Annotated in this window: 22 protein-coding genes; 9 read left to right on the forward strand and 13 right to left on the reverse strand. The window is 72.8% G+C overall.

What is annotated here, in order from left to right:
• Positions 1-21 precede the first annotated feature (21 nt).
• Both RKE38_RS07690 and RKE38_RS07695 read right to left on the reverse strand, forming a co-directional pair.
• The gene (locus tag RKE38_RS07690; RefSeq protein ID WP_316006854.1) at positions 22-1,677 is read right to left on the reverse strand and encodes an FAD-binding dehydrogenase; all 1,656 of its coding nucleotides are present in this window, start codon (positions 1,675-1,677) and stop codon (positions 22-24) included.
• A 10-nt stretch (positions 1,678-1,687) separates the two neighbouring features.
• Positions 1,688-2,371, reverse strand: coding sequence for an HAD-IA family hydrolase (locus tag RKE38_RS07695; RefSeq protein WP_316006855.1), 684 nt, complete (start codon positions 2,369-2,371; stop codon positions 1,688-1,690).
• 59 nt (positions 2,372-2,430) lie between these two features.
• On the opposite strand from RKE38_RS07695, the gene RKE38_RS07700 reads away from it, so the two are divergent.
• A complete protein-coding gene (locus RKE38_RS07700) occupies positions 2,431-4,101 on the forward strand; it encodes a metallophosphoesterase (protein ID WP_316006856.1) in 1,671 nt (556 codons plus the stop codon).
• A gap of 27 nt (positions 4,102-4,128) precedes the next feature.
• On the opposite strand, the gene RKE38_RS07705 is transcribed toward RKE38_RS07700, so the two are convergent.
• The 4 genes from RKE38_RS07705 to RKE38_RS07720 all read right to left on the reverse strand — a co-directional run bounded on the left by RKE38_RS07705 (position 4,129) and on the right by RKE38_RS07720 (position 7,230).
• Complete coding sequence (locus RKE38_RS07705) at positions 4,129-4,521, reverse strand: YkvA family protein (RefSeq protein ID WP_316006857.1); 393 nt, start codon at positions 4,519-4,521, stop codon at positions 4,129-4,131.
• A 78-nt stretch (positions 4,522-4,599) separates the two neighbouring features.
• Positions 4,600-5,514 (reverse strand): sucrase ferredoxin, encoded by a 915-nt coding sequence (locus RKE38_RS07710; protein WP_316006858.1) that lies wholly within the window; start codon positions 5,512-5,514, stop codon positions 4,600-4,602.
• 46 nt (positions 5,515-5,560) lie between these two features.
• A complete protein-coding gene (locus tag RKE38_RS07715; protein ID WP_316007612.1) occupies positions 5,561-6,811 on the reverse strand; it encodes a cupin domain-containing protein in 1,251 nt (416 codons plus the stop codon).
• 20 nt (positions 6,812-6,831) lie between these two features.
• Positions 6,832-7,230: a hypothetical protein gene (locus tag RKE38_RS07720; protein WP_316006859.1), complete on the reverse strand. Its 399-nt coding sequence runs from the start codon at positions 7,228-7,230 to the stop codon at positions 6,832-6,834.
• A gap of 242 nt (positions 7,231-7,472) precedes the next feature.
• On the opposite strand from RKE38_RS07720, the gene RKE38_RS07725 reads away from it, so the two are divergent.
• Positions 7,473-8,531 carry an SGNH/GDSL hydrolase family protein gene (locus RKE38_RS07725; RefSeq protein ID WP_316006860.1) on the forward strand — a complete coding sequence of 353 codons (1,059 nt, stop codon included), beginning with the start codon at positions 7,473-7,475 and terminating at the stop codon, positions 8,529-8,531.
• A 157-nt stretch (positions 8,532-8,688) separates the two neighbouring features.
• Here the strand turns inward: RKE38_RS07725 and RKE38_RS07730 are convergent, their stop codons facing one another.
• The 7 genes from RKE38_RS07730 to RKE38_RS07760 form a co-directional block, all read right to left on the reverse strand.
• On the reverse strand, positions 8,689-10,545 hold the full coding sequence (locus tag RKE38_RS07730) for a glycoside hydrolase family 3 protein (RefSeq protein ID WP_316006861.1): 1,857 nt from the start codon (positions 10,543-10,545) through the stop codon (positions 8,689-8,691).
• A 106-nt stretch (positions 10,546-10,651) separates the two neighbouring features.
• The gene (locus tag RKE38_RS07735) at positions 10,652-12,316 is read right to left on the reverse strand and encodes a glucoamylase family protein (RefSeq protein WP_316006862.1); all 1,665 of its coding nucleotides are present in this window, start codon (positions 12,314-12,316) and stop codon (positions 10,652-10,654) included.
• A 32-nt stretch (positions 12,317-12,348) separates the two neighbouring features.
• Positions 12,349-13,170: a carbohydrate ABC transporter permease gene (locus RKE38_RS07740; RefSeq protein ID WP_316006863.1), complete on the reverse strand. Its 822-nt coding sequence runs from the start codon at positions 13,168-13,170 to the stop codon at positions 12,349-12,351.
• 7 nt (positions 13,171-13,177) lie between these two features.
• Positions 13,178-14,137 carry a sugar ABC transporter permease gene (locus tag RKE38_RS07745; protein WP_316006864.1) on the reverse strand — a complete coding sequence of 320 codons (960 nt, stop codon included), beginning with the start codon at positions 14,135-14,137 and terminating at the stop codon, positions 13,178-13,180.
• Positions 14,138-14,139: 2 nt separating this feature from the next.
• Positions 14,140-15,414, reverse strand: coding sequence for a sugar ABC transporter substrate-binding protein (locus tag RKE38_RS07750; RefSeq protein WP_316006865.1), 1,275 nt, complete (start codon positions 15,412-15,414; stop codon positions 14,140-14,142).
• A 146-nt stretch (positions 15,415-15,560) separates the two neighbouring features.
• Complete coding sequence (locus RKE38_RS07755; protein ID WP_316006866.1) at positions 15,561-16,592, reverse strand: LacI family DNA-binding transcriptional regulator; 1,032 nt, start codon at positions 16,590-16,592, stop codon at positions 15,561-15,563.
• Positions 16,593-16,669: 77 nt separating this feature from the next.
• On the reverse strand, positions 16,670-17,611 hold the full coding sequence (locus RKE38_RS07760; protein ID WP_316006867.1) for a sugar-binding transcriptional regulator: 942 nt from the start codon (positions 17,609-17,611) through the stop codon (positions 16,670-16,672).
• A 189-nt stretch (positions 17,612-17,800) separates the two neighbouring features.
• Between RKE38_RS07760 and RKE38_RS07765 the strand changes: the two genes are divergently transcribed.
• From RKE38_RS07765 to RKE38_RS07795, 7 genes are all read left to right on the forward strand, one after another.
• A complete protein-coding gene (locus RKE38_RS07765) occupies positions 17,801-19,165 on the forward strand; it encodes a sugar ABC transporter substrate-binding protein (RefSeq protein ID WP_316006868.1) in 1,365 nt (454 codons plus the stop codon).
• Positions 19,165-20,106 (forward strand): sugar ABC transporter permease, encoded by a 942-nt coding sequence (locus RKE38_RS07770; RefSeq protein ID WP_316006869.1) that lies wholly within the window; start codon positions 19,165-19,167, stop codon positions 20,104-20,106. The genes RKE38_RS07765 and RKE38_RS07770 overlap by 1 nt, the downstream gene beginning before the upstream one ends.
• Positions 20,107-20,284: 178 nt before the next feature.
• Complete coding sequence (locus RKE38_RS07775; RefSeq protein ID WP_410055453.1) at positions 20,285-21,079, forward strand: carbohydrate ABC transporter permease; 795 nt, start codon at positions 20,285-20,287, stop codon at positions 21,077-21,079.
• A gap of 56 nt (positions 21,080-21,135) precedes the next feature.
• Complete coding sequence (locus RKE38_RS07780) at positions 21,136-22,653, forward strand: mannitol dehydrogenase family protein (protein WP_316006871.1); 1,518 nt, start codon at positions 21,136-21,138, stop codon at positions 22,651-22,653.
• A gap of 4 nt (positions 22,654-22,657) precedes the next feature.
• A complete protein-coding gene (locus tag RKE38_RS07785; RefSeq protein ID WP_316006872.1) occupies positions 22,658-23,680 on the forward strand; it encodes an NAD(P)-dependent alcohol dehydrogenase in 1,023 nt (340 codons plus the stop codon).
• Positions 23,677-24,732: a zinc-binding dehydrogenase gene (locus RKE38_RS07790; protein WP_316006873.1), complete on the forward strand. Its 1,056-nt coding sequence runs from the start codon at positions 23,677-23,679 to the stop codon at positions 24,730-24,732. The genes RKE38_RS07785 and RKE38_RS07790 overlap by 4 nt, the downstream gene beginning before the upstream one ends.
• Positions 24,733-26,163, forward strand: a complete 1,431-nt coding sequence (locus tag RKE38_RS07795; protein WP_316006874.1) for a xylulokinase — start codon at positions 24,733-24,735, stop codon at positions 26,161-26,163. It abuts the gene before it with no gap.
• Positions 26,164-26,171: the final 8 nt, after the last annotated feature.

Genomic DNA, 26,171 nt, shown 5'->3' on the forward strand with positions numbered 1-26,171 from the left:
CAGGTCGGCAGACGCCGCGGGTCAGCCGACCTCGGCCGCGGCGGCGCGGCCGGCGGTGCGCCCGCTGAAGATGCACCCGCCGAGGAACGTCCCCTCGAGCGAGCGGTACCCGTGCACCCCGCCGCCGCCGAACCCGGCGACCTCGCCCGCGGCATACAGGCCGGGCACCGGCTCCCCCGACGCGGACAGGACGCGCGCGGAGAGGTCGGTCTCGAGGCCGCCGAGGGTCTTGCGGGTCAGGACGTTGAGGCGCACCGCGACGAGCGGGCCGGCCTCGGGGTCGAGGATCCGGTGCGGCGCGGCAGTGCGGATCAGCTTGTCCCCACGGTAGTTCCGCGCCCCGCGGATGGCGGTGACCTGCGCGTCCTTGCAGAACGCGTTCTCGACCTGGGCGTCGCGGTCGCGCACCTGCCGCTCCACGTGGGCGAGGTCGAGGGGGGCGTCGGGGGTGAGGCGGTTCATCCGCTCGACGAGCTCGGCCAGGGTGTCGGCCTGCACGAAGTCGGCCCCGCGCTCGAGGAACGCCCGCACCGGCGCCGGCATGTCGGTCCTCGCGCGGTTGAGGACGCCCGTGACCGACTTCCCCGTGAGGTCGGGGTTCTGCTCGCTGCCGGAGAGGGCGAACTCCTTGCCGAGGATCCGCGTGGTGAGGACGAACCACGAGTGGTCGTGCCCGGTCTGCCGCAGGTGGGCGAGGGTCCCGAGGGTGTCGAAGCCGGGGAAGAACGGCGCCGGGAGGCGGTCGCCGTTGCCGTCGAACCACATCGAGCTCGGGCCGGGCAGGATGCGGATCGCGTGGGCGGGCCAGATCGGGTCCCAGTTCGAGATGCCCTCGACGTAGTGCCACATCCGGTCGCGGTTGACCAGGCGCCCGCCCGCGCGCTCGGTGATGGCGAGCATGCGCCCGTCGACGTAGGCCGGGACGCCCGTGATCATGCGCTCCGGCGGGGTGCCGAGCCGCTGCGGCCAGTTGACACGGACGAGGTCGTGGTTGGCGCCGATGCCACCGCTGGTGACGACGACGGCCTGCGCGGTCAGCTCGAACTCCCCGACCGCCTCACGGTTCGTCGGCCGCCCGCGCTCGGCGTGGTCGTCGGCGAGCCGGGTCCCGCGCACCCCGGTGACCGCACCGGCCTCGGTGACCAGCTCGTCGACCTGGTGCCGGTGACGGATCGTGACGCGCCCGGTCGCCACGTGCTCGCCCACCCGGCGCAGGAACGGCTCGAGCACGCCGGGGCCGGTGCCCCAGGTGATGTGGAACCGCGGCACGGAGTTGCCGTGGCCGGAGGCGCTGCCGTCGCCGCGCTCGGCCCAGCCCACGACCGGGAACCAGCGCATCCCCTGCTGGTGCAGCCACGACCGCTTCTCCCCCGCGGCGAAGTCGCAGTAGGCGCGGGCCCACTGGACCGGCCAGCGGTCCTCGTCATCGAGCCGGTCGAACCCGGCCGAGCCCTGCCAGTCCTGCCACAGCAGGTCGGCGCTGTCCCTGACGCCCATCCGCCGCTGCTCCGGGCTGTCGGCGAACAGCAGGCCGCCGAAGGACCAGAACGCCTGTCCACCGAGGTTCGCCGGGCTCTCCTGGTCGACGACCAGGACGCGGCGTCCGGCATCGGCGAGCTCCGCGGTGGCGACGAGACCGGCCAGGCCGGCCCCCACGACGATGACGTCAGCGTCCATGCGCCCCAACCTACGGCCGGGTAACTCCCGTCGTCACGCGAACGCGACCGTCGTGGACGGCGAACCGCACCTCGCCGAGGTCGGTGACCACCGCGTCGGCGAGCAGGTCCGCCGGGTCGGTCGTCGTGGTGACGGCGAGCGTCGCGCAGCCCGCCGCCCGCGCGGCCTCGAGCCCGCCCGGGGCGTCCTCCACGACCAGGCAGTCCGCCGGGTCGACGCCGAGGCGGCGCGCGCCGAGGAGGTACGGGTCTGGGTGCGGCTTGCCCCGCTCGACGTCGCTGGCCGTGACCACGACCGCGGGGGCGGGCAGGCGGGTGGCGCCGATCCGGACCGCGGCCAGCGGCTCGGTGCACGACGTGACGATGGCGCAGTGCTGGGGGTCGGTGGCCGTGAGCACCTCGAGCGCCTCGAGCGTCCCGGGCAGCACCCGGATGCCCCCGGTGTCGCCGAGCTCGATCTCCTCGATCCGGTCGACGGCGGCGTCGACGCGTTCCGCCGGCAGCAGCGCCTCCACCACGCCCCGGGCGGGCACGCCGTGGAAGCCGGCCAGCCGCCGCGGGTCCACGCCCATCTCGCCCGCCCACTGCACCCACGAGCGGATGACCACCGGGATCGAGTCGATCAGCGTCCCGTCCATGTCGAACAGCACGGCCGCGAAGTCGCGGCCCTCGAGGGGGCGTGGGCTCGGCGGCATACCGGCAACCCTAGGTGCCGTCCCCGGTGCCCGCCGGGAGAGCCGGTTACGGTGGTCGGGTGGGCACGCCGGCAGGAAGCGCGCGACGCGGCACCGGTGTGCTCCGCTGGGTCGTCCGTGCCGCGGCGGTGCTCGTCCTGTTCGTGGCCTGCAACACCGGTGGCGTGGCGGCGACCACCCTGTTCCCGGTGCACGCTGGCACCCTCAACTACGACGCGACGCTGCGGCTGTCGCTCGACCCCGGCGACATCTCGACCATCACGGCACCGACGACGTTCGGCAACATCCGGCTGAAGTTCGGGGGCATCGTGCCTGCGCCGGGCGTCCGCGCCGAGGTGCAGGTCAAGGAGCGGATCACCGAGCTGCTCTCCCGGCCCAACATCTCGGTCCGCTCGCTGCAACCGGGGCCGCTGGAGCTCGAGCGCGCCGCCCGCGACGCCGCGACCGGGCTCGCCCTGCGGTTCGCCCTCGGCGCGCTGCTCGTGGCCGCCGTGCTGCTCGGCGGGTATGCCGTGTGGCGCCGGCAGCGGGCCCGCCCTGACGGGCGCGGCCACGCCCTGCGCCTGGTGCAGTGGGGGACGGTCCTGACCTGGACGACGTCGTGCCTGGCGACGTTCGCCGTCGTGGTGTGGACGTACCAGCCGGCGCGGCTGGCGACGTTCTCCACCACGGGGATCCTGAGCGCGGTGCAGCGCAACGCCGACCTCCTCGAGGGCGTCGAGACCCGGGCCGAGCAGACCACGCCGTACCTCAAGAACCTGCTGGCGCTGTCGTCCGCGCTGCAGGACAAGTACGCGCCGCAGAACCTCAGCAGCCCGGTGGCGGCCCGGTTCCTGCTCGTCTCCGACATCCACGGCGGCAACCAGTACCCGCTGATGCGCACGATCGTGCAGCAGGAACGCGTCGACGCCGTCATCGACTCCGGCGACCTGGTCAACTTCGGCACGGCGACCGAGGCCGAGGCGGCCGGGGTCTTCAAGGGCATCGCGTCGCTCGGGGTCCCCTACCTGTTCGTCAAGGGCAACCACGACGCGCGCTCGGACGTCGACCGCGAGCTGCTCGACCGGCTCGCGAAGGTCCCCAACGTGGTGCTGCTGCAGCCCGACGACACGACCTACCGGGTCGAGTCGATCGGCGGCGTGCGGATCGCGGGCTTCAATGACCCGCGCTGGTTCGGCGACGACAACAAGGAGAACGCCGCCAAGCAGAAGCCGGCCGCCGAGCGGTTCATCGCGGCCATGGCCGACCAGCCCTCCCCCGACATCCTGGTCTCGCACGAGCCGGCCGCCGTCGAGGACGTGAAGCGGGCCGGCATACGCGTCAACGGGCACATGCACACGGCGGCGCTGGAGGGGAACCGGATCCAGGTCGGCACCTTCACCGGCGGCGGCCCGTTCAGCCACTTCGTCGCCGAGGGCGGCAACGGCGAGGAGCTCACCGGGCAGCCGTCGGCGTTCGACATCGCCGCCTTCGGGGACGACTGCCGGCTCGCCTCCCTGACGCGCTACCAGTTCCGCAACGTCGTGGAGGGCAGGCCGGCGTACGACGACGTGACGCTCATCAACGGCTCGCGGATCGAGTCCGCCGCACCGCCGCTGCCAGGCGCCACCCGGTCGACCGGCACCGCGACGGCGAGCAAGGGCGCGTCCCCCGCGCGCACGTGCTCCCCGGAGCTCGGCCGCACGACCGAGCGCATCACCGCCACGACGCCCGTGTCGCCGGGCCCCTGACCCGCGGCGCCCGCGTCGGGGTCCGGGTCAGGTGCGGGTCAGTCGGCGCAGGGCCTCGAAGCCGTCGTCCGTGCCGCGCCAGCGCCGGCGGCACTCCTCGACGCCGACCCGGCGCAGGACCGACCGCAGCGTCCAGAGCACGACCACGACGTCGTCGGCGTACCCGACCACGGGGATGAAGTCCGGCACCAGGTCGAACGGCAGGGCGAGGTAACCCGCCAGGGCGACGAGGCGCCACCGGACCGACGGCGGTTGCGACCGGTCGGTCACGAGGTCCTTGACCAGGCGGACGAGGTCGGGCAGGAGCCGCAGGGACTCGGTCAGCGCGCTCCCGCGAGGACGTGCCACGAGCAGCGCGACGACGAGCGCCACCCAGGCCACGGCCAGGGCGACCACGAGCGACACGACCACCTCACGCACGCGGCCATCCTCCCAGCGGCGGCTTGCCGGCCAGCGACGCGTCCACGGAGCGCGGGTGTGGCGCGCGTTCCCCTGCGGTCATCGGGTGCGGGGCACGGCGGCATACGTGTATGCCACGGCCTCACCCGGCGCCCGGCAGGTGAGGCGCGTCGCGGGCTGGGTGCCGCGGCGCACGTCGACGAGCGTGTGCGCGGGCACCCCCGCGGCACCGAGGACCTCGACCTCCCACGTGTCGGGGCCGGTGGCGGTGACCGCGCCGGACCGGACGTCGCGCGGGCCCCCGCCGTGGTCGCGCAGGACGGCGGCGAGGGCGGCCTGGACGGGCGGCGGGGCCGTCGAGAACCCGCGCAGGTGCTCGAGGTCGACCCGGCCGGACAGGTGCTGCTCCACCACGGCGACGGCGGAGTCGGGGTCGAGGCCGCCGTACGTGGTGCCGTCCGGCACGACCAGCAGGTTCGCGGCGAACCGGTCGCCGCCGATGTGCGAGCACTCCCACGTCGACTCCGGCCACCGGGCAGCCACGGCGGCGGCGACGGGCCTGCCGCGGACGGCGCAGCAGACGTCGTGCCGACCATGGGTGCACACGAGCAGCTGCGGGCCCGGATCACCCGGATCGCCAAGGCCGCCGGCGGGGCCGGAGCCGCTGCCCGGGTCCGGCCCGTCGCGCAGGGCTGCCACGGCGGCCTCGAGGTCCTCGGCGCCGGACCAGGTGGCCCACTGCTGGGGCCCGTCGGTGTCCACGACGCCCCAGTGGCGGGGCGCACCCGCAGGGCGGCGGCCGGGTCGGCGGACGAGGACGGCGCGGCCGCCGACGGCGAGCGCGGTGCGGTGCAGGGTCGCCCCGACCCCGGTCGGCAGGCCCGGGCTGTCGAACGCAGCGGGCAGCCAGCCTCCCGGATGCTCGAGGAGCAGCCAGCGGGTGGCCGGTGCAGCCGTGCCGAGCATGGGGTCGCCGCGACGCCGGGCCGACGTCGCGCAGCGGGGCGTGGTCACCGGAACGCCGTCGGTGGCGCGCCCCCGGTGCCCCACAGGACGCCGGTCATGCCGGGACGACGACACCCGTGCGCAGCAGCGTGCGCGCGAGCTCGACCCCCAGGGCAGCAGCGGTCGCCTGCCCGTCCGCGAGGAGCGCCTCGACCGCGGCGAGGTCGCCGCCCGCCACGGGCAGGGCGCCCACGCGGCTGCGCAGCACCGTGCCGCCCGCGCCGCCGGGGGCGGGCTCGAGCGTGGCCTCGACGTGGTCGCGGACGCGGACGCGCGTCGACTCGTCGGCGTGCGCGGCCGCCTCCGCCTGCGCGAGCGGGGAGAGCGGGGCGGGCCGCTGGGCGGCGCGGGCCGCACCGGCCAGGCCGGCTGCGAGCTCGCTGGCGTCGACCTCGGCGATGGCGTCGAGCAGGGCCCGGCGGACCGCCTCGACGTCGTCGCGGCCCGGGCCGGTGCCGACGAGGTCGGTGCCGACGGCCAGGGCGGTGCGCAGGTCGGGGCCGCGGGACGCGCGGGCCACGGCGGCCCGCACGAGCTGGTCGGCGACGTGACGCCGCGTCCAGGCGTGCACCCCGATCGTGAGGTGGATGCTCGTGCCGCCGAGCGCCGTGGCCGAGTGCAGGTAGCCGCGCGGCAGGTAGAGGCAGTCGCCGGGGCGGAAGGTCGTCTCGATCAGGGGTTCGGCGCCCTCGGCCGCCTGCTCGACGGCGGCGCGGTGGTCCGTCCACGGCTCGTCGCGCAGGGGCAGCGGGTGCACGGGCGGCCGGATGCGCCAGCGCTTCTCACCGGCGACCTGCAGGACGAAGACGTCGTGGACGTCGTAGTGGTCGCTGAACCCGGTGTTCTGCGGCGGGGTCACGTAGGCGTTCACCTGCACGGGGTGGCCCAGTGCGGCGGCGAGGGACTGGGAGAACCGGACCACCGGCTCCCACGTCCGGTGCAGGCCCTGCAGGACGAGGGTCGCGCCGTCGGCGAAGTGCGACAGGACGGCGTCGTCGCTGGCCTGGTCGGCGATGGCCGCGCCGATGCCGCCGCCGCGGGTGAAGCTGCGCTCGGGCAGCGTCGTGCCGTTCTGCGCCATGCGCAGGAACGGCGTGCGCAGGCCGCGGGTCGAGACGAGCTCGTCCACCGCCGCCGCCGAGAACAAGTCGTCGAAGGGCAGCGGCAGGTCGGCCGCCCGGGTCAGCAGCGGCTCGCGGGACCAGTAGCGGCCCGCGAACTCCTCGGGCCCGACCCCCACCAGGCGCGACAGCACCGGGAGCCCGCCCGACTGGACGTGCTCCCGGTGCTGGTCGGTCGTCGTCACGACGGTCGGCTCAGGAGCGCTCACAGACCCCGGTCGGTCGCGTCCGCGCCACCGTCGGCACCGCCGTCGTGACCGCCCGGGTTCGCCCCACCGTCTGCCGGGCCCTCGCCACCGGCACCACCGTCGGCACCGCCTTCCGCACCACCGTCCGCACCACCGTCGGCGCCGCCATCCGCGCCGCCGTCGTGGCCACCGGGGTTCGCCCCGCCGTCGGCCGGACCCTCGCCACCGGCACCACCGTCCGCGCCACCGTCCGCACCGCCGTCGTGGCCACCGAGGTTGGCGCCGCCGTCGGCCGGGCCCTCGGCACCGGCGCCGCCGTCGGCACCGCCGTCGTGGCCGCCTGCGTTCGCGCCGCCGTCAGCCGGGCCCTCGCTCGTGCCCATCGTGTCGTCGTCGTTCATGGGGGTCTCGCTCATGGCTCTTCTCCCTGGGTTCGGCGACGCCCGTGCGCCGCCCGTCCTTCCTATGCCCTCGCCGCGCGGGCCGCCACTCGAGCGGACGGCGTCTCCGCAGGTCAGGGCCGGGTCGCGGCGCGAGGTCGCGGGCCGGCCTGCGGATGGTCAGGACTTGGCAAGGGTCCGCCCTCGACCCTCCCGCCGCGAGCGGGCACCGCCCTAGGGTGCGGACCACCGACCCACTGGACCGCAGGGAGACCTCAATGGCGAGAACCCGCACGTTCGGCGCGCTCGCGGCACTCGGTGTCGCGACGGCCCTGACCGTCACCGCAGCACCCGCATCGGCGGCGAGCTCCTACGTCGCGCTCGGCGACTCGTACTCCTCCGGTGTGGGGACCCGCACGTACATCAACGACGGCACCTCGTGCCAGCGGTCGGTCTACGCGTACCCCTCGCTCATCGCGGCGAACAAGGGACTGGCGCTGAACTTCCGGGCCTGCTCCGGTGCCAAGGTCGCCGACGTCACCAACACCCAGCTGTCGGCCCTCGGCTCCGGCACGACCTACGTGTCGATCTCGGTGGGCGGCAACGACGCCGGGTTCGCCGACGTCCTCACCGAGTGCGCCCAGCCGGGCTGGATGAGCGACTGCAACGGCGCCATCGACGACGCGCAGTACATCATCAACAACGTGCTCCCGGGCCGGCTCTCGACCCTCTACTCCTCGATCCGGGCCAAGGCGCCAAACGCACGGGTCACCGTCGTCGGCTACCCGCGCATCTTCAACGGCGAGGACTGCAACGCGTTCACGTGGTTCTCCCCCACCGAGGAGTCGCGCCTCAACTCGACCGCCGACCTGCTCAACAGCAAGCTGTCGGCGCAGGCCTCGGCCAAGGGCTTCTCCTTCGCCAACCCGACGAGCCGCTTCACCGGCCACGCCGTCTGCGACAGCACCGAGTGGCTCAACGGCCTGTCCAACCCGGTGAGCGAGAGCTACCACCCGAACGTCGCCGGACACCGAGACGGCTACGCGCCGCTCGTCAGCACACCGCTCACCGGCTCGGCACTGACCGTCACCGCAGCCACCCTGCGGGTCGCGGCCGACTCCAGCACGACCCTGGCGACGCAGCAGCGCCGGTATGCCGCCGCCGACCGCACGATCGTGCCCGAGCAGTTCCGCGCGCCCGACCTCACGACCGCGCGCGCGAGGGCTGCGGCGAAGCGGGCCGGCGTGGACCTGTCGAGCCGGGCGAGCATCGACGCGGCCGACCGCCTGTGGTCCCAGCGCCAGGACCGCGCCTGGTCCGCCGCCCACCCCCACTGACCCGAGCCGCCTGGCCCGACCGACCCCGCTCGCCAGTCCCCCTCGGGCAAGACAACGGTTGTCCGGCTTTCCGCGGGTTCTCGTCCCGCGGTTTGCCGGGCAACCGTTGTCTTGCGGTGGCAGGGGTGGGGGTGCGCGTATGCCGGGAGGCGGCGGCTCAGTCGGGGCGCGACGGCAGGCCGAGGCCGTGGCCGAAGGCGAAGAGCGGGTCGTCGTACCCGGGGACGTCCTCGCCGTGCTGCCGCACCTGCTCCATCGACCGCGGCAGGTCGAACGGCAGCCGGCCGACGGGCTCGACGACCCCGGTGAGGGCGTCCACGAGCGCGGAGTCGTTGCTGCCGTAGCTGCCGACCACCGCGCTCGCGAACGGCAGCAGCGGCGTCAGCACCGCCGGACGGTCGAGCACCACGTCCAGGACGAGGGGGCACGACCGGGCGATGCGTTCGAGCCGCGACACGAGCCCGGGGGCGAAGTCGAGCGACCCCTGGTGGAACCACGACTCGAGGAACAGGTCCGACCGCGGCTCGAACGGCGCGTGCAGGCGCACGACCGCCACGTCGGCGTCCTCGGGCCGCTGCACCACCTCACCGAGAGCCGCAGCCGCCTCCGCGGACAGGTTCTCGACGTAGACGCGGCGGCCCCCGCGCCCCAGCGGCAGCACCGGCGCGCGGTGCTCCGTGCCGTTCTGGAGGACCGTCACCGACGCCGCCTGCGCGGCATACCCGGCGTCGCGGAAGTCCTTGCGCCCCACGGTGACCGCCGCCGCGTCCTCGTCCACGTAGGGGTCGTCGAAGAGGCCGAGCCGGAACTTCACCGCGAGCAGCCGGGCGGCGGACTCGTCGATGCGCGCCTCGCTGACCCGGCCGTCGCGGACGAGGTCGAGCAGCACCTCGACGCACTCCTCGCCGCCGAACTGGTCCGCACCCGCCTCGAGGATGAGCTCCATCCGGCCGTGCGGGTCGAGGTGCTCGACGCCCCAGGACCGCGCCGGGAGCACCTGGTCGCCGACGTGGTTGTCGTTGACGAGCTCCCAGTCGGTGAGGACGACCCCGTCGTAGCCGAGCTTCTCGCGCAGCAGGCCGGTCACGACCTGCCTGTTGTAGCCGAAGCCGACCTCCTCGATCTTCTCGCCGTCGATCTCGAGCCCGACCGGCATGCCGTAGTAGGGCATGATCGCCGCGGTCCCGGCCTCGATGACCGCCGGGAACGGCTTGAGGTGGTCCGCGAACCGCCCACCGGGGTAGACCTGCTCGCGGCCGTAGGGGAAGTGGGCGTCCTCTCCGTCCTTCTGCGGGCCGCCGCCGGGGAAGTGCTTGCTCACGCAGGCCACGCTGTCCGGGCCGAGGGCGTCCTGCTGGAAGCCCTTGAGGTACGCCACGCCCAGCCGGGTCACGAGGTCGGGGTCCTGGCCGAACGTCCCTGACTGCCGCGCCCACCGCGGTTCGGTGGCGAGGTCGAGGGTCGGGTGCAGGGCCATCCGGATGCCGACCGCGACGTACTCCTGCCGGGCGACGTCGCCGAACCGGCGCACGAGGTCCTCGTCGCGCAGCGCGGCCAGGCCCAACGCCTCGGGCCACTGCGAGAACGCCTTGGCTGCGAACGAGGCGCCGGCGTTCTCGATGAAGGCGTGCCGGGGGTCCGTCGACACCGTGACCGGTATGCCGTGCGGCGCCTGCTCGGCGATGGCCTGGAGGGCGTTGTGCCAGCGGGCCGCCATGCGGGCGTCGTCGAGGGCGTGCACGTTGAAGTGGGTGAGGTGCTTGCGGAGCACGACCTCGCTCGTCGGCGACTTGCTGATCGCCCCCGGCGCCTCCTTGACCGTGCCGTCCGCGCCGGCCTCGATGACGGTGTGGAACATCAGGCCGGCCTTCTCCTCGAGGGAGAGCCGTGGCAGCAGGTCGGCGACGCGCTCCTCCACGGACAGGCGGGGATCCTCGAACGGGTCCATCCGGCCGTTGCGGTTGAGGTCGCGGTACTCGACTCCGTCCGGTGAGGTCTTCCTCACGGGCTCCATGCGTGCCTTTCGTCGTGGGGACGTGCGGTGCCCGTCGCCTCCGCGACGGGTCGGGTGGAGCCCGTGGACGCGTCCCCGTCAGGGGGTGGGGACGCGCCCACGGGGGTCAGGCGGGTCCGGCCCCGAACTCTTCCACACCGAGGACGGGGCGCAGGGCGCGCTCGACGTCACGGGTGCTGAACGCGCGACGGATCACGTTGTCCGCCAACACGTTCCCGATCGAACCCATCACCATCGCCTGGTCCAGCGACAGGTAGCGGCGCGCCACCGTGCCGGACCGGACGGCGACGGCGTCGAAGAAGCCGCCCCTGCCGTAGGCCCCGAGCTCGTCCTGGATCCTCGCGAGGTTGGCGGCGGCCTGCTGCGGCTCGTGCATCATCGCCAGGAACGACGCGTGCGGGGTGACCACGCCGTCGCCGAAGCTGGGGTGCGGGTTCGTCCCCTCCCGGCAGTCGCCGAAGCCGGCGTCGACGTTGGTCTTCTCCTGGTCGGAGAAGTAGCCGTCGGGGTTCATGCCGAGCTGGTCCACGCCGTACTCGCGGTAGCCGCCGGCGGGGTTGCTCGACGGTGAGAAGCCCCAGTAGCCGTAACCGGCCTCGAGCAGCCCGTGCTCGCGCTGGGCCCGTACGTGCAGCAGGTGGTTGAGCCCCCACGACCGCGGCGCCCAGCTCGACTCGGGGACGAACATGTCGGGCATGAGCTCTTCGAACATGCTGCCGCCCCAGCCCGGGACGATCCGCATGCCGCGGTAGGTGTACGCCCCCTCGAAGACCTCGATGCCGTCGTAGGTGCGGGCCTCGCCGACCGGCTGCGTCTCCGGCCAGGCCCAGTCGCAGCTCGCCGGGAAGGTGCGCCACATCGCGTAGTACTGCTTCCCGGGGATCTGGCCGGTCAGGATGCCGAGGTAGCTGGTGATGCGCGTCTCGGACACGGTGGTGTCGTAGTGGTGGTTGGTGTACCAGACGTCCGGGCCGACCCCGATGTGGTTGCCGGTGTAGCCGGAGAACCCGGGCGGCGGCGGTGCGTCGTAGAAGCCCCCGTGGATGAGCCCGCCGGGACGGACGCCAGGGTGGGAGGTGTCGGCGTCGTAGAACATGTCCCAGCGCATCCGCCCGAAGATCCGGCGAGCCAGCGGGGCCGCACCGGGGTCGGCGCTCATGACGACCCGCAGGGCTGCGCCCAGCCAGCCGTTGTCGACGCTCGACAGGAACGGGTAGACGCGGTTGCCGTCGTCGGGCCAGGTCGTGAGCACCTCGCCGGTCGCCTCGTCGTACCAGTTGTAGAACATGCCGCTCGGGGTGTGGTGCTCCAGCCGGTCGACCGTGCGGAGGGTGCGCAGGAGGCGGCTCGTGCACTCGCCGCGGCTGATGATCCCGAGGTCCCGCGCGACGACGGTCGACCACAGCAGGCCGCCGATGTTGGTCGGCGACGTGTAGCCCGAACGGTCCTGCGCCGCAAGGGACTCCGGGATGTTGTCGGCCGGCAGGCCGGTCCCCGGGTCGGTCATCGCCACGAGGCTGCGCCACGTGTCGGCCGCCCAGGTGCGAATGCGCGCGGCGTCGACGGTGCCCGAGTCGCCGCGGAGGTGTGCCGGGGCGCCGGCCGCGCGCGCCGGCGCACCGGCATACGTCGAGGCACTCGCCCTGGGGGCGGTGAGGCCGACGGCGGCCGCGGCGGTGGCACCGACGAGCAGCTGGCGGCGCGTGGGGGTCGGCAGGGACGGAGCGGGCAGGGAGAGGGTGGGACGGGAGTCGGGCGAAGGGGTGGCCATGACGGTTCCGATCTTCAGGGGGTGGGGGGACATCACTTGATGCCGGTGGTGGCGATTCCCTCGATGAAGCGGCGCTGGAAGGCGAGGAAGATCGCGAGGACGGGGATGACGACGACGGTGGCCCCGGCGAGGAGCAGGCCGTACTGCGTCGAGTTCTGGCCCTTGGAGTAGAGCGCGAGGGCGACGGGGAGGGTGTACCTGCTCTCCTCCTGCGCGACGACGAGCGGCCACAGGAAGTTGTTCCACGAGCCGAGGAAGGTGAGGATCCCCAGGGTCGCGAGTGCGGGTCCGCACAGCGGCAGGAACACCCGCGCGAAGATCCGCAGCTCGCCGGCGCCGTCGACCCTCCCGGCGTCGAGCAGGTCCCGCGGCAGGCCGCTGATGTACTGCCGCATCAGGAAGACGCCGAACGGGCTCACGAGGAACGGCAGGATCAGGCCCGGCAGGCTGTTGGCCAGGCCGACGTTCGTCACCAGGACGAACAGCGGCACGAAGGTGACCACGCCGGGGATGAGCAGCGTGCCCATGACGACGAGGAACAGCGCCCGGCGGCCGGGGAAGTCGAGCATCGCCAGGGCGTATCCGACCATCGAGCAGAACAGCAGGTTGCCCGCGGTCACGCACACGGCCACCACGGTCGAGTTGAGGAAGTACTGCGAGAAGTTCAACCGGGAGAACAGCCGCGTGTAGTTGTCGAGCGTCGCCGTCTGCGGCCACCAGGTCGGCGGGTTGGACAGCAGCTCGCCCTGGGTCTTGAAGCTGCCGAGCACCATCCAGACGAACGGGGCGATGACGGCGAGCAGCACCAGGGTCAGGACGACGTAGAGCCACCACTGGGATCGGGTCCGGGTCATGGCGTCCTCACGTGTTCTCGCGCAGCAGCCGGAACTGCACGGCGGTGACGACGGCGACGATGACGAAGATGAGGTAGCTCATCGCCGCGGCGAGGCCGTAGTTGCCGAACCCGAACTGCCGGTACGTGTACATGGACATGGAGATGGTGCTGTTGAGCGGGCCGCCGTTGGTCATGACGAACGGCTCCTCGAAGAACTGCAGGTAGCCGATGCCGGTCGTCACCGAGACGAACAGCAGGGTCGGCCGCAGCAGCGGAAGGGTGATGTGGCGGAACCGGCGCCAGGCACCGGCCCCGTCGATGGCCGCGGCCTCGTGCAGCATCCACGGGACGGCCTGCAACCCGGCGAGGAAGATGATCATGCCGGTGCCGAAGTTGCGCCAGGACGCCATGAGGATGAGGCCCGGCATGGCCCAGTGCGGGTCGCCGAGCCAGTTCGGCCCGTCGATGCCGACCCACCCGAGCACGGTGTTGATGAGCCCGTAGTTGCGCTCGAGCAGGAACCGCCACACGACGGCCACGGCGACGATCGAGGTGATGACCGGCGTGTAGAACCCCAGCCGGAACAGGCCGCGCAGCCGGCTGATGCCACGGTCGAGGGCGACGGCGGCGGCGAGCGCCAGCACCATCGTGAGCGGGACGCCGACCACCACGAAGTAGGCGGTGTTGAGCATCGACTGGCGGAAGATCGGGTCGGAGAGCGCCTTGGCGTAGTTCTCGATCCCCACGACGTCGACCGCGAACGGGGTCCGCAGGTCCCGGGCCCGGGTGTCCGTGAAGCTCATGCAGAGCGACTGGAGGACCGGCCACGCCGTGAAGACGAGGAACAGCAGGCAGAACGGCAGGGCGAGGACCCAGGCCGCGATCCCCTGGCGCCGGCGCGCGGCTCCGGCCACGCCGCCCCCGCGGGGGGACGGACGGGTCTCGTCCGTCCCCTCGCGCGGTGCGGTCACCGTGGTGGCACCCATGGTTACCGGCCGGTGCCGATCGACTCGGCCTGCTGCTGGGTGGCCTTGAGCGCGGCCTCCGGGTCGGCGCCGGTCTTCATGACCTTCTCCATCTCGGTGTCGAAGGCGGTCGCGACCTGCTCCCACGACGGGAAGCTCGGCGGGGCCTGGGCGGTCTCGAGCTGCTTGCCGAACTTCGCCAGCTTGGGGTCACCGGAGATCGAGGGGTCGTCCCACGCCGACTTCACCGAGGGCAGGTCGGTCGACATGCCGTACCACTTGGCCTGCACCTTGGGGTCGGACAGCCACTTCACGAGCTTCCAGGCGCTGTCCCGGTTCTTCGACTTCTTGAAGACCGCGAAGTTCGAGCCGCCGACGAACGAGGAGGACTTCTCCTTCGCGGGCACCTGCATGACGTCGTACTGGTCCTTGCTCACGCCGACCTTCTCGACGGCGGACATCATCCAGGGACCGGAGATGAACATCGGGACGCGGCCGGACTTGAAGTCGGGCTCGGTGGTCGGGGTGTTCGGGGCGGCCTTGTCGGAGATCCCGTCGGTGAAGTAGCTCTGGTAGTACTTCACGGCCTCCAGGATCTTCGGGTCGTCGAAGTTGTAGGCCTTGCCGCCGTCCTTGGTGAGGTCGGCGCCGTTCGACCACGCGAACGGCATGATCGACTGCCACGACCCCTGGCCACCGGCCTGGAAGCCCATGCCGTACTTCGCGCCGGCCTTGGTCTGCATGGCCTTGGCCATCGACTTCAGGCCGTCCCAGTCGGTGGGGGGCGTCGTGATGCCGGCCTTCTTCGCCAGGTCGGTCCGGTAGAACACGAGCCGGGTCTCGACGTACCAGGGGATCCCGTAGTTCGTGCCGTCGACCTCGTTGGTCTTCTGCGCGCCCTCGAAGAACGAGCTGGTGTCGATCGACGGCGGCACCGGGTCGAGCGCGCCGAGGCCGGCGAACTCACCCATCCACGTGCTGCCGACCATCGCCGCGTCGGGCGTGGTGCCGGCCGTGATGGCGGTCGTGAACTTGTCGTGGGCGGAGTCCCACGGGATGGCGGTCACGTTGACCTTGACGCCGGGGTTGGCCGCCTCGAAGTCCTTGAGCAGGTCGGGCAGCTTGTCGCCCTCGGCGCCCATCGCCCAGACGGTGAGCGTGCCGGTCGCCTTTCCGGAGCTGATGTCCTTGGCCTTCTCGGCGCCACCGCCGGCCGCGGCGTTGTCACGGCCGCAGGCACTCAGGGCCAGCGCGGCGGCGGTCAGCGTCGCGACCGCGATCGCGGGTGTGCGTCTCATCGGGGTTCCTCTTTCCTGGGGGGTGCGGACGGAACGGTGTCGGGGACGTGGTGGAGGTGTTCGGGGGACTGAGCGTGGAGGTGTTCGGGCAGCGTGCGTGGAGCGGGGAACGGCGGGGAGGGGACTGGCCGGCGCGGCAGCGGTCGTCAGCGCCGTGGCACCGGCTCGGCGGCGCAGCCGCACGAGGACCGGATGACGAGCTCGGTGGGGATGATCCGGGTGTCGCGCAGCACCGGCGCACCGGTGATGCGCTCGTGCAGGCGGTCGGCGGCGAAGGCGCCCAGCTCGCGCACCGGCTGGCGGACCGTGGTCAGGCCCGGGACCACGTACCGGGCAGTCATCACGTCGTCCCAGCCGGTGACCGCGACGTCGTCGGGCACGGACAGGCCGCCCTCGCGCAGCCGCTTCATGACGGCGAGGGCGATCTCGTCGTTGGCGCAGACGAGCGCGTCCGCCCTGACGGCGCCTGCGAGCAGGCGGTCCGCGAGCTCGCTTCCGGCGCTCTCGCGCAGCGCGACCCGCTCCGGCTGAGCGGCCACGAGGCCGGCCTCCTCGTGGGCGGCGACGAAGCCGGCATACCGCTCGCGCACGTCGGGGCCGGAGTCCGGGTCACCCACGAAGACGACCCGCGACCGGCCGTGGCCGAGGACGTGCACCGTCATGGCGTGCGCGCTGCCGGTGTTCTCGGAGGTGACGGCGTCGATCTCGGGCCTGGCCTCGCCGGCGATGAGCACCACGGGCTTGCTGCCGCGCAGTGCCGTGACTGCCGCGTCGGGGATGGCCGAGGAGCCCAGCATGGCCACGCCGTCGACGCGGGTCGCGAGCTTGCGCACCGCCGCGGCGACGTCGCGCTTGCCCTCGGCCAGCATGAGGACGACGCTCTGGCCGAGCTCGCCCGCGCGCGACTCGAACCCCATGAGCAGCTCGGAGTAGTACGGACCGGAGAGCTCCGGCAGCAGCAGCCCGTGTGCCTCGTGGTGCCGGACGGCCAGGCTGCGGGCCGCACCGAGCGGCACGTACCGGAGCTCGTCGGCGGCCTCGAGCACCCGCCGGCGGGTCGTCTCCGAGACGGCGCTGGAGCCCTGGAGGACCCGCGAGACGGTGGCGATGGAGACACCTGCGCGCTCGGCGACGGAGTAGATCGTCGCTCCTGCGCGGGGACCGGGGGAAGTCGCCACGTCGTCCGCCTCTCATCGTTGAAAGCGCTTACATGGGTGACTTTCCCACAGACGCCCAGGACCTGGCAAGGGGTCCCTCAGTCGGCGAGCAGCGCCTCGGCGAGCCCGGTGTCGACCACCAGCCCCTGCACGAGCGCGCCGCCGAGGGCGGCCCGGACGGCGGGCGCCTTGGCATGACCCGAGGCCACCGCGATGACCTCGGGTATGCCGGCGAGCACGTCGGCGTCGATGGTCACGAAGCGCGCAGCGACCTTGGGGCGCAACGGTTTTCCGTTCGAGTCGAAGAAGACCCCGGCCAGCTCCCCGACGACGCCAGCCCGGGCCAGCTCCGCGCGCTCGGCCTCGTCGAGGAGGTCGTGGATGGTGGACTGGCCCTCGGCCCAGCGGCCGATCCCGACGACCGCCTTGGTGACCCGGGCAGCCGCCTGCATCCCGTCGGCGACGGCCGGCTGGCGGCGAAGCGCGTCGGCGCTCGCCTTGCTGTCGAGGACGAACGGCGCGTAGAAGACGCGGGCCGGGCCACCGGCCAGCCGGGCCGCCCGCCGGACGATGTCGACCGCACTGCTGTCGAAGTCCGGCAGGGCGATCGCGCCCGTGAGCTGGACGACCTCGACGGGGGGCAGCGAGGTCAGCGCCCCCACCATGGCGTGCACCATCCGCGACCAGGGCAGACCCAGGACGTCGCCGGGCTCGAGCACCTCGGCGAGCAGCTCGGCGGCCGCGCGGCCGAGCTGGTGCCGCACGGACCCGGGGTCGTGGTCGGCCGGCTCCACGACGACGGCGTGGCGCAGGCCGTAGCGCTCCTGCAGCCGGGCCGACGCGTCGACGTCGAGCGCCCCCTGGCGGACGATCTCGATCCGGACGAGGCCGCGCTCGCGGGCGGACTCGAGCAGCCGGGCGACCTTGAACCGGCTGATCCCGAGCTCCTCGGCGATCTCCACCTTGGACTGGTTCTGCAGGTAGTGCCGCCGTGCCACCGCTGCGAGCAGGACGAGCTCGGCGGGTCCGTCGTCGCTCACGGCTCCATCCTCCCCGTTGACAGCGTCCCCCGGCGCGGTTTTACTCGGGTTACTCGTTTGCGCATCATCGCGCTCATCTGAGCGCAAGGCAAGCCGTTCCATCAGGGCACGTCGTTCCATCAGGGCACGTCGTTCCATCACGGCGAGCCGTTCCATCAGGGAGCCGTCGACGGTGACGGAGGAGGACGCGTGCGGATCCGGATCTCACGAGCAGCGGTGGTGGCTGCGGTCACGGCGACGGCCCTGGGCCTGTCGGCCTGCGCCGGCTGGGGCGGCGGCGGAGGGGGCGGCGGCGGCAAGGACAGCATCAACGTCCTCATGGTCAACAACCCGCAGATGGTCGACCTGCAGAAGCTGACCGCCGCGAACTTCACCAAGCAGACCGGCATCAGGGTGAACTTCACCGTGCTGCCGGAGAACGACGTGCGCGACAAGATCAGCCAGGAGTTCTCCAGCCAGGCCGGGCAGTACGACGTGGCGTCCCTGTCGAACTTCGAGATCCCCATCTACGCCAAGGCCAAGTGGATCGCCCCGCTGGACGGCTACATCGCCAAGGACCCCTCGTTCGACCAGCAGGACATCCTGAAGCCGATGCGGACCTCGCTGTCCAGCAACGGCAAGGTCTACGGGGAGCCGTTCTACGGCGAGTCCTCGTTCCTCATGTACCGCAAGGACATCCTGCAGGCGAAGGGGATCACGATGCCGCAGAGGCCGACCTGGCAGCAGGTCGCCGACATCGCAGCGAAGGTCGACGGCGCCAGGCCCGGCATGCGCGGGATCTGCCTGCGCGGGCAGCCCGGCTGGGGGCAGCTCTTCGCACCGCTGACCACCGTCGTGAACACCTTCGGTGGCACGTGGTTCGAGAAGGACTGGACCCCGAAGGTGAACGCGCCGGAGTTCACCCAGGCAGTCCAGTTCTACGTCGACCTGGTCCGGGCCCACGGTGAGAAGGGCGCACCGCAGGCCGGCTTCACCGAGTGCCTCAACAACCTCGTCCAGGGCAACGTCGCCATGTGGTACGACGCCACGTCCGCGGCCGGCTCGCTCGAGGCCGACAACTCACCGACCAAGGGCAAGTTCGGCTACGCCCCGGCCCCCGTGGTGAAGACCGACTCCTCGGGCTGGCTCTACGCCTGGTCGTGGTCGATCCAGCAGGCCAGCACCAAGAAGGACAACGCCTGGAAGTACATCTCCTGGGCCAGCGGCAAGGACTACGAGAAGCTCGTCGGCACCCAGCTCGGCTGGGCCAAGGTGCCGGCGGGCAAGCGCGCCTCGACCTACGAGAACCCCGAGTACCTCAAGGTGGCGTCCGCCTTCGCCGGGCCGACCAAGGCCGCCATCGAGGCCGCCGACCCGGAGAACCCGGGCGTGCAGCCGCGGCCGGCGATCGGCATCCAGTTCGTCGACATCCCCGAGTTCCCCGACCTCGGTACCCAGGTCAGCCAGGACGTGAGCTCGGCCATCGCGGGCAAGACGTCGGTGAAGGACGCGCTCGACAAGGGACAACAGCTCGCCGACGACGTCGCCGAGCGCTACCAGGCAAGGGGGCAGTGATGGCGACCGCGACGACGGCCCGCACCGGGCGGGACCAGCTGGACGCACCGAGCCGGGCCCTGCAGAAGTCGGGCGCCTGGGCGCGCCGGGCGCCCCTGCTGCCGGCGCTCGCCTTCATCATCGTCATGACCCAGGTGCCGTTCCTCGCGACCCTGGTCATCTCGTTCATGAACTGGAACGCGTACTACCCGGACGAGCGGGGGTTCGCCGGCTTCGACAACTTCGCCCGCGTGTTCACCGACACCAACACCCGCTCGGCCGTGCTCGTCACGATCCTTCTGACCGTCAGCGTGGTCGTCGTCAGCCTCGTCTTGGGCCTGGCGATCGCCCTGCTCCTCGACCGCAAATTCGCCGGTCGTGGTGCGGTCCGCACCCTGATGATCACCCCGTTCCTCGTGGTGCCGGTCGCGGCGGCGCTGCTGTGGAAGCACGCGCTCTACAACCCCGAGTACGGCCTGCTCAACGGGCTGCTCAAGGCGGTGTTCGGCGACAACGCGCCCCAGCCGGACTGGATCACGAACAACCCGCTGATCGCGATCATCGCCGCCCTGGTGTGGCAGTGGACGCCGTTCATGATGCTGATCCTGCTGGCGGGCCTGCAGAGCCGGCCGCTCGACGTCGTCGAGGCGGCCCGCATCGACGGGGCCAGCTCGTGGCAGATCTTCCGCAGCATGACCTTGCCGCACCTGCGCCAGTACATCGAGCTCTCGGCGCTGCTCGGCGCGATCTACGTGGTGCAGAACTTCGACCACGTCTTCACGATCACGTCCGGCGGCCTCGGCACCGCGAACCTGCCCTACTTCATCTACCAGACCTTCTACACCGCACAGGACTACGGCCGGGCGTCCGCCGCCGGGGTGGTCGTCGTGATCGGCACCATCCTCATCGCGACCGCCGCGCTGCGCACCGCCTTCAGCCTGTTCAAGGAGGAGACCCGATGACCGCCCCACACAGTTCTCCGCTCCTTCGTCGCTCCGACACTGCGCGGGGACCCCGATGAGCACCGCTGCCGAGCCGGAGACCACCGCGACACCGACCGGGGAGGCTCGCCGGTCCGGCACCGTCCCGGGATCGGGCCCGCGCCAGGACATCCGGTATGCCCGTGCGCCCCGCAGCGGGATGCTCCTCACTGCTGCCGCGTGGGTGGTGGGGATCCTGTTCGCGCTTCCGGTGCTGTGGATGATCCTCACGTCGTTCCACAAGGAGACCGACGCCGCGAAGAACCCGCCCGACGTGTTCGCACCGCTGTCGCTCGACGGCTACCGCACCTTCTTCGACGCGGGCCCGTGGCCGCCGCTGCTCAACTCCCTCACCGCGAGCATCCTGTCGACGGTGCTGGTGCTGCTGCTGGCCTTCCCGGCCGCCTACGCCCTGTCGATCCGCCCGGTGAAGAAGTGGACCGACGTCCTGTTCTTCTTCCTGTCGACCAAGATGCTGCCGATCGTGGCGGGCATCCTGCCGCTGTACCTCTTCGCCCAGAAGGTGGGGCTGCTCGACAACATCTGGTGGCTGATCCTGCTCTACACCTCGATGAACCTGCCGATCGCCGTCTGGATGCTGCGCTCGTTCCTGGCCGAGGTGCCGGTCGAGATGCTCGAGGCCGCGTCGGTCGACGGCGCGAGCCTCACCCGCACCCTCAAGGACATCGTGGCGCCGGTCGTCATGCCGGGGATCGCCTCGGCCGCCCTGATCTGCTTCATCTTCAGCTGGAACGAGCTGCTGCTGGCGCGGGTGCTGACCGGCACGGTGGCAGGGACGGCGCCGGTGTTCCTCACCGGCTTCGTCACCAGCCAGGGGCTCTTCCTCGCCAAGGTCTGCGCGGCCTCGTTCGTCGTGTCGCTGCCCGTCCTGGCAGCCGGTTTCGCCGCCCAGGACAAGCTGGTCCAGGGCCTGTCGATGGGAGCCGTCAAGTGACCGGAGCAGCAGCACCCGACCAGGGAGGCGAAGCTCCGGGCACCACGCCTGTCCCGTTGTCGGACAAGACCGTCGGCGACCTCGACCCGCGCGTTGCCGTCCCGGCATACGACCGGTCGCGGGTGACCGCGAGCATCGTCCACTTCGGCGTCGGCGGGTTCCACCGCGCGCACCAGGCGATGTACCTCGACGCGCTCATGAACGACGGCGAGGCGCTCGAGTGGGGCCTGTGCGGGGTCGGGGCGCTGCCGCACGACCGGCGGATCATCGACACGCTGCGGGCGCAGGACGGCCTCTACACGCTCGTCGTCAAGCACCCTGACGGGCACCGCGAGCCGCGCGTGATCGGCAGCATCGTCGACCTGCTCTTCGCCCCCGACGACCCCGGCGCGGTCGTGGACCGTCTCGCCGACGAGCGCACCCGCATCGTGTCGACGACGATCACCGAGGGCGGCTACCTCGTCAACCAGGTCACCGGCGAGTTCGACGCGCAGGACCCGTCGATCCAGGGCGACCTCGCCGCCGACTTCGCCGCGGGTGACGCACCGACGACGGTGTTCGGCTTCATCACCGCGGGGCTGGACCGCCGGCGCCGGGAGGGACGGGCGCCGTTCACCGTGATGAGCTGCGACAACCTGCCCGACAACGGCGACGTCGCCCGGCGGATGATCACCGCGTTCGCCCGCCTCAAGGACCCCGAGCTCGCCGACTGGATGGACCGCGAGGTGGCGTTCCCCAACTGCATGGTCGACCGCATCACCCCGGTCACCGCGCCGGAGGACATCGAGCGGCTCGCCGAGGAGTTCGGGGTCCGCGACGGGTGGCCGGTCGTCTGCGAGCCGTTCACCCAGTGGGTGCTCGAGGACTCGTTCGGCAGGCAGGGGCGTCCGCCGTTCGAGGACGCCGGGGTGCAGGTGGTGGACGACGTCGTGCCGTACGAGCTGATGAAGCTGCGGCTGCTCAACGCCAGCCACCAGGCCCTGTGCTACCTCGGCTTCCTCTCCGGGTACCGGTACGCGCACGAGGTCTGCCAGGACCCGCTCTTCCGCCGGTTCCTGCTGGCCTACATGGAGCGCGAGGGCAGCCCGACCCTGCCGGAGGTGCCGGGGGTCGACCTCGACGCGTACCGGCACGAGCTCGTCGAGCGGTTCGCCAACCCCGAGGTGCGCGACACCCTCGCCCGGCTGTGCGCCGAGTCCTCCGACCGCATCCCGAAGTGGCTGGTCCCGGTGATCCGGGAGAACCTGCGCAGCGGCGGCGAGGTCGAGCTCTCCGCGCTCGTCGTCGCCTCGTGGGCCCGGTATGCCGAGGGGCGCGACGAGCAGGGCGAGCCCATCGAGGTGGTGGACCGGCTCCGGGACCGGGTCATGGCCGCCGCGGCGCGCCAGGGCGAGGACCCGCTCGCCTTCGTCCGCGACCGTGACCTCTTCGGAGACCTCGCCGACGACGAGCGGTTCGCCGCGGCATACACCTCGGCCCTGGACCGGCTGCACACCGTCGGTGCGCGGGCGACGCTCGAGGCGTGGGACGCCGCGCACCGGGCGGCCGAGGTGCCGGGCAGCGGGGCAGACTGACCGCATGCGCGTCGCAGTCCTGACCTCGCCCGGCGTCGTCGAGCTCCACGAGCGCCCCGACCCGGTGCCCGCCCGCGACGAGGTGCTCGTGCGCGTCCGGGCCGTCGGCGTGTGCGGCTCCGACACCCACTACTTCGACCACGGCCGCATCGGGCGGTTCATCGTCGAGTCGCCGCTCGTCCTCGGCCACGAGGCAGCCGGGGTCGTCGAGGCAGTGGGCGAGGACGTCGACCCCGCGCGGGTCGGACAGCGGGTGTCGGTCGAGCCCGGCGTGCCGTGCCGGTCGTGCGAGCAGTGCCTCGCCGGGCGGTACAACCTGTGCCCCGACATGGTGTTCCACGCGACCCCGCCGGTCGACGGCTCGCTCGCCGAGCTGGTCGCGATCCACCACGCGTTCGCCCACCCCGTGCCCGACTCGGTCAGCGACCTCGAGGCCGCGCTGTGCGAGCCGCTGTCCGTGGGCGTCTGGGCCTGCCGCAAGGGCTCCGTCGGGCCCGGGTCGCGGGTGCTGGTCACCGGCGCGGGCCCGATCGGGCTGGTGTGCGTGCAGGTCGCCCGGGCGGCGGGGGCCAGCGAGGTCGTCGTCGCCGACATCAACCCCGACCGGCTCGCGGTGGCACGTGAGCTCGGCGCGACTGGCACCGTCGACTCCGGCGAGCAGGCGCTCGCCGAGGCGTATGCCGGTGGGCCGGCTCCCGAGGTGCTGCTCGAGTGCTCAGGGCACCCGGGGGCGACGGTGGACGGCATCCGCGCGCTCGCGCCGGCCGGTCGCGCGGTGCTCGTCGGCATGGGCGGTGACGAGCTGCCCCTGCCCCTGTCCGTGGTGCAGGAGCGCGAGCTGGTCGTCACCGGCACGTTCCGGTACGCCGGGACCTGGCCCACCGCGATCGCCCTCGTCGCCTCGGGGCAGGTCGACCTCGAGCGGCTGGTGACCGGCCGGTTCCCCCTGGCCGACACCGCCGCCGCCCTCACCGCCGCCCGGGACACTCCCGGGTCGGTCAAGTCCGTCATCGAGCCGCAGTCATGAGCCTGCCGGCGACCATGCGGGGCGTGCGGCTGCCCGGCGACAGCACCGTCGAGCACGTGACGGTCGACGTGCCCACGCCCGGTCACGGCCAGGTGCTGCTGCGGATGCGCGCGTCCTCGATCTGCGGCAGCGACATCCGCGCCATCTACCGCGAGCACCTCGGCCACGGCGCCGAGGCGTACCAGGGCGTCGTCGCCGGTCACGAGCCGTGCGGTGAGGTGGTCGAGGTCGGGCCCGGAGGGCGGAGCCTGGCCGTCGGCGACCGCGTGGTCGTCTACCACATCGCCGGGTGCGGGATGTGCGACGAGTGCCGTCGTGGGTATGCCGTGGGCTGCCTCTCGCCGTTCCGCGCCGCGCACGGTTGGCAGCGCGACGGCGGCCACGCGGAGTACCTCCTCGCCGAGGAGGCGTCCTGCCTGCAGCTGCCGGAGCCGCTGACCTTCGTCGACGGGGCGCTGGTGTCCTGCGGGTTCGGCACGGCGTACGAGGGGCTGCTGCGGGCGGGCGTGTCCGGTCGCGACCGGCTGCTCGTCACGGGTCTGGGCCCGGTCGGGCTGGCCGCGGCGATGCTCGGCAGGGCGCTGGGGGCGACGACGGTCGTCGGGACCGACACCTCCCCGGAGCGGGTCGCGCTGGCGGCGGGGCTCGGGCTGGTCGACGTGGCCGTGACCGCGGACGAGGTCGACGAGGCCGTGGCGGCCGCCACCGGCGGGGAGGGCTGCGAGGTCGCCGTCGACTGCTCCGGCGCCGCGCCGGCTCGCGTGGCCGCGCTGCGCAACACCCGCCGCTGGGGCCGGTGCGTGTTCGTCGGCGAAGGAGGACGCGTGGACTTCGCCGTGTCGGACCTGCTGATCCACAAGCAGGTCACGCTGCACGGCTCCTGGGTGACGTCGCTGCAGCACATGGACGAGCTGCTCCACCTGCTCGTGCGCACCGGCCTGCACCCCGAGGTGGTCGTGACGCACCGGTACTCGCTCGCGGAGGCGGGCACGGCATACGAGGTCGCGGACGCCGGCTCCGCCGGCAAGGTCTGCATCGTGATGGAGGACTGAGTGGGCACCAGCACCGACCCGACCGCACCGACGCTCGTCGCCGGGGTCGACTCCTCGACCCAGTCCTGCAAGGTGGTCGTCTGCGACGCGGCGACGGGCCGGGTGGTCCGGACCGGGCGGGCGCCCCACCCCGACGGCACCCAGGTGCACCCCGAGCGGTGGTGGGAGGCCTACCTCGCCGCCACCGCCGACGGCCTGCTCGAGGGCGTGTCGGCGATCGCGGTCGGCGGCCAGCAGCACGGTCTCGTGGCGCTCGACGAGGACGACGAGGTGCTGCGGGAGGCGATGCTGTGGAACGACACGAGCTCCGCGCAGGCCTCCCGCGACCTGATTGAGGAGCTGGGCGGCGCAGCCGAGTGGGTCGACCGGACCGGCCTGGTGCCGGTGCCGAGCTTCACCGTCACCAAGGTGCGCTGGCTGGCCGAGCACGAACCGCAGCACGCCGAGCGGTTGGCGAGGGTCGTCCTCCCGCACGACTGGCTGACCTCACGGATCCTGAAGCAGGGCAACGGGTTCCGAGAGCACGTGACGGACCGCGGCGACGCGTCCGGCACCGGGTACTTCTCGGCCGTCGACGACGCCTACCTGCCCGACCTGCAGCGGCTGGCGCTCGGGCGCGAGTTCGGGACGCCGCGCGTGCTGGGGCCGGCCCAGGAGGCAGGCCGGACCGAGTCCGGGATGGTCGTCGGGCCGGGGACCGGGGACAACGCCGGGGCCGCCCTCGGCCTGGGGCTGCGGCGCGGCGACGTCGTGGTGTCCCTGGGCACGAGCGGGGCGGTGTTCGCCGACGCCGCGAGCCCGGTGCGGGACGCGAGCGGCGACGTGGCCGGGTTCGCGAGCGCGAGCGGCGGCTTCCTGCCCCTGATGTGCACCCTCAACGCCGCCCGGGTGCTGACGGCGGCGGCGCAGCTCGCGGGGACCGACCTCGCCGGCCTCGACCGGCTCGCCCTCGCGGCGGAGCCCGGCGCCGGCGGGCTGAGCCTGCTGCCCTACCTCGACGGCGAGCGGACCCCCAACCTGCCGCACGCGACCGGCACCCTCGGTGGCCTGACCCGCACGAACGCCACCCCGGAGAACCTCGCCCGCGCCGCCGTCGAGGGCATGCTCGCCAACCTGGTCGCGGGGGTCGAGGCCCTGCGGGCGCTGGGCACGCCGGTCGAGCGCGTGCTGCTCATCGGTGGGGCTTCGGCGTCGGCAGCGGTCCGCGAGGTGGCCCGGTCGCTGTTCGGCGTGCCGGTCGCGGTGCCCGAGCCCGGCGAGTACGTCGGGCTCGGGGCAGCGCGCCAGGCCGCGTGGGTGCTGTCGGGATCGGCGGGGCCGCCGGCGTGGCAGGTGCGGGTCGAGGAGACCCTCGACCCGGCGGACGACGGCTCGTCCGCCGAGGTCCTGGGCCGGTATGCCGCGCTGCTCGCCACCGTCCACGACCGCTGACCGCGGGT

Origin of the sequence: Phycicoccus sp. M110.8 (assembly GCF_032464895.1) — a bacterium.
Classification (GTDB): Bacteria; Actinomycetota; Actinomycetes; order Actinomycetales; family Dermatophilaceae; genus Pedococcus.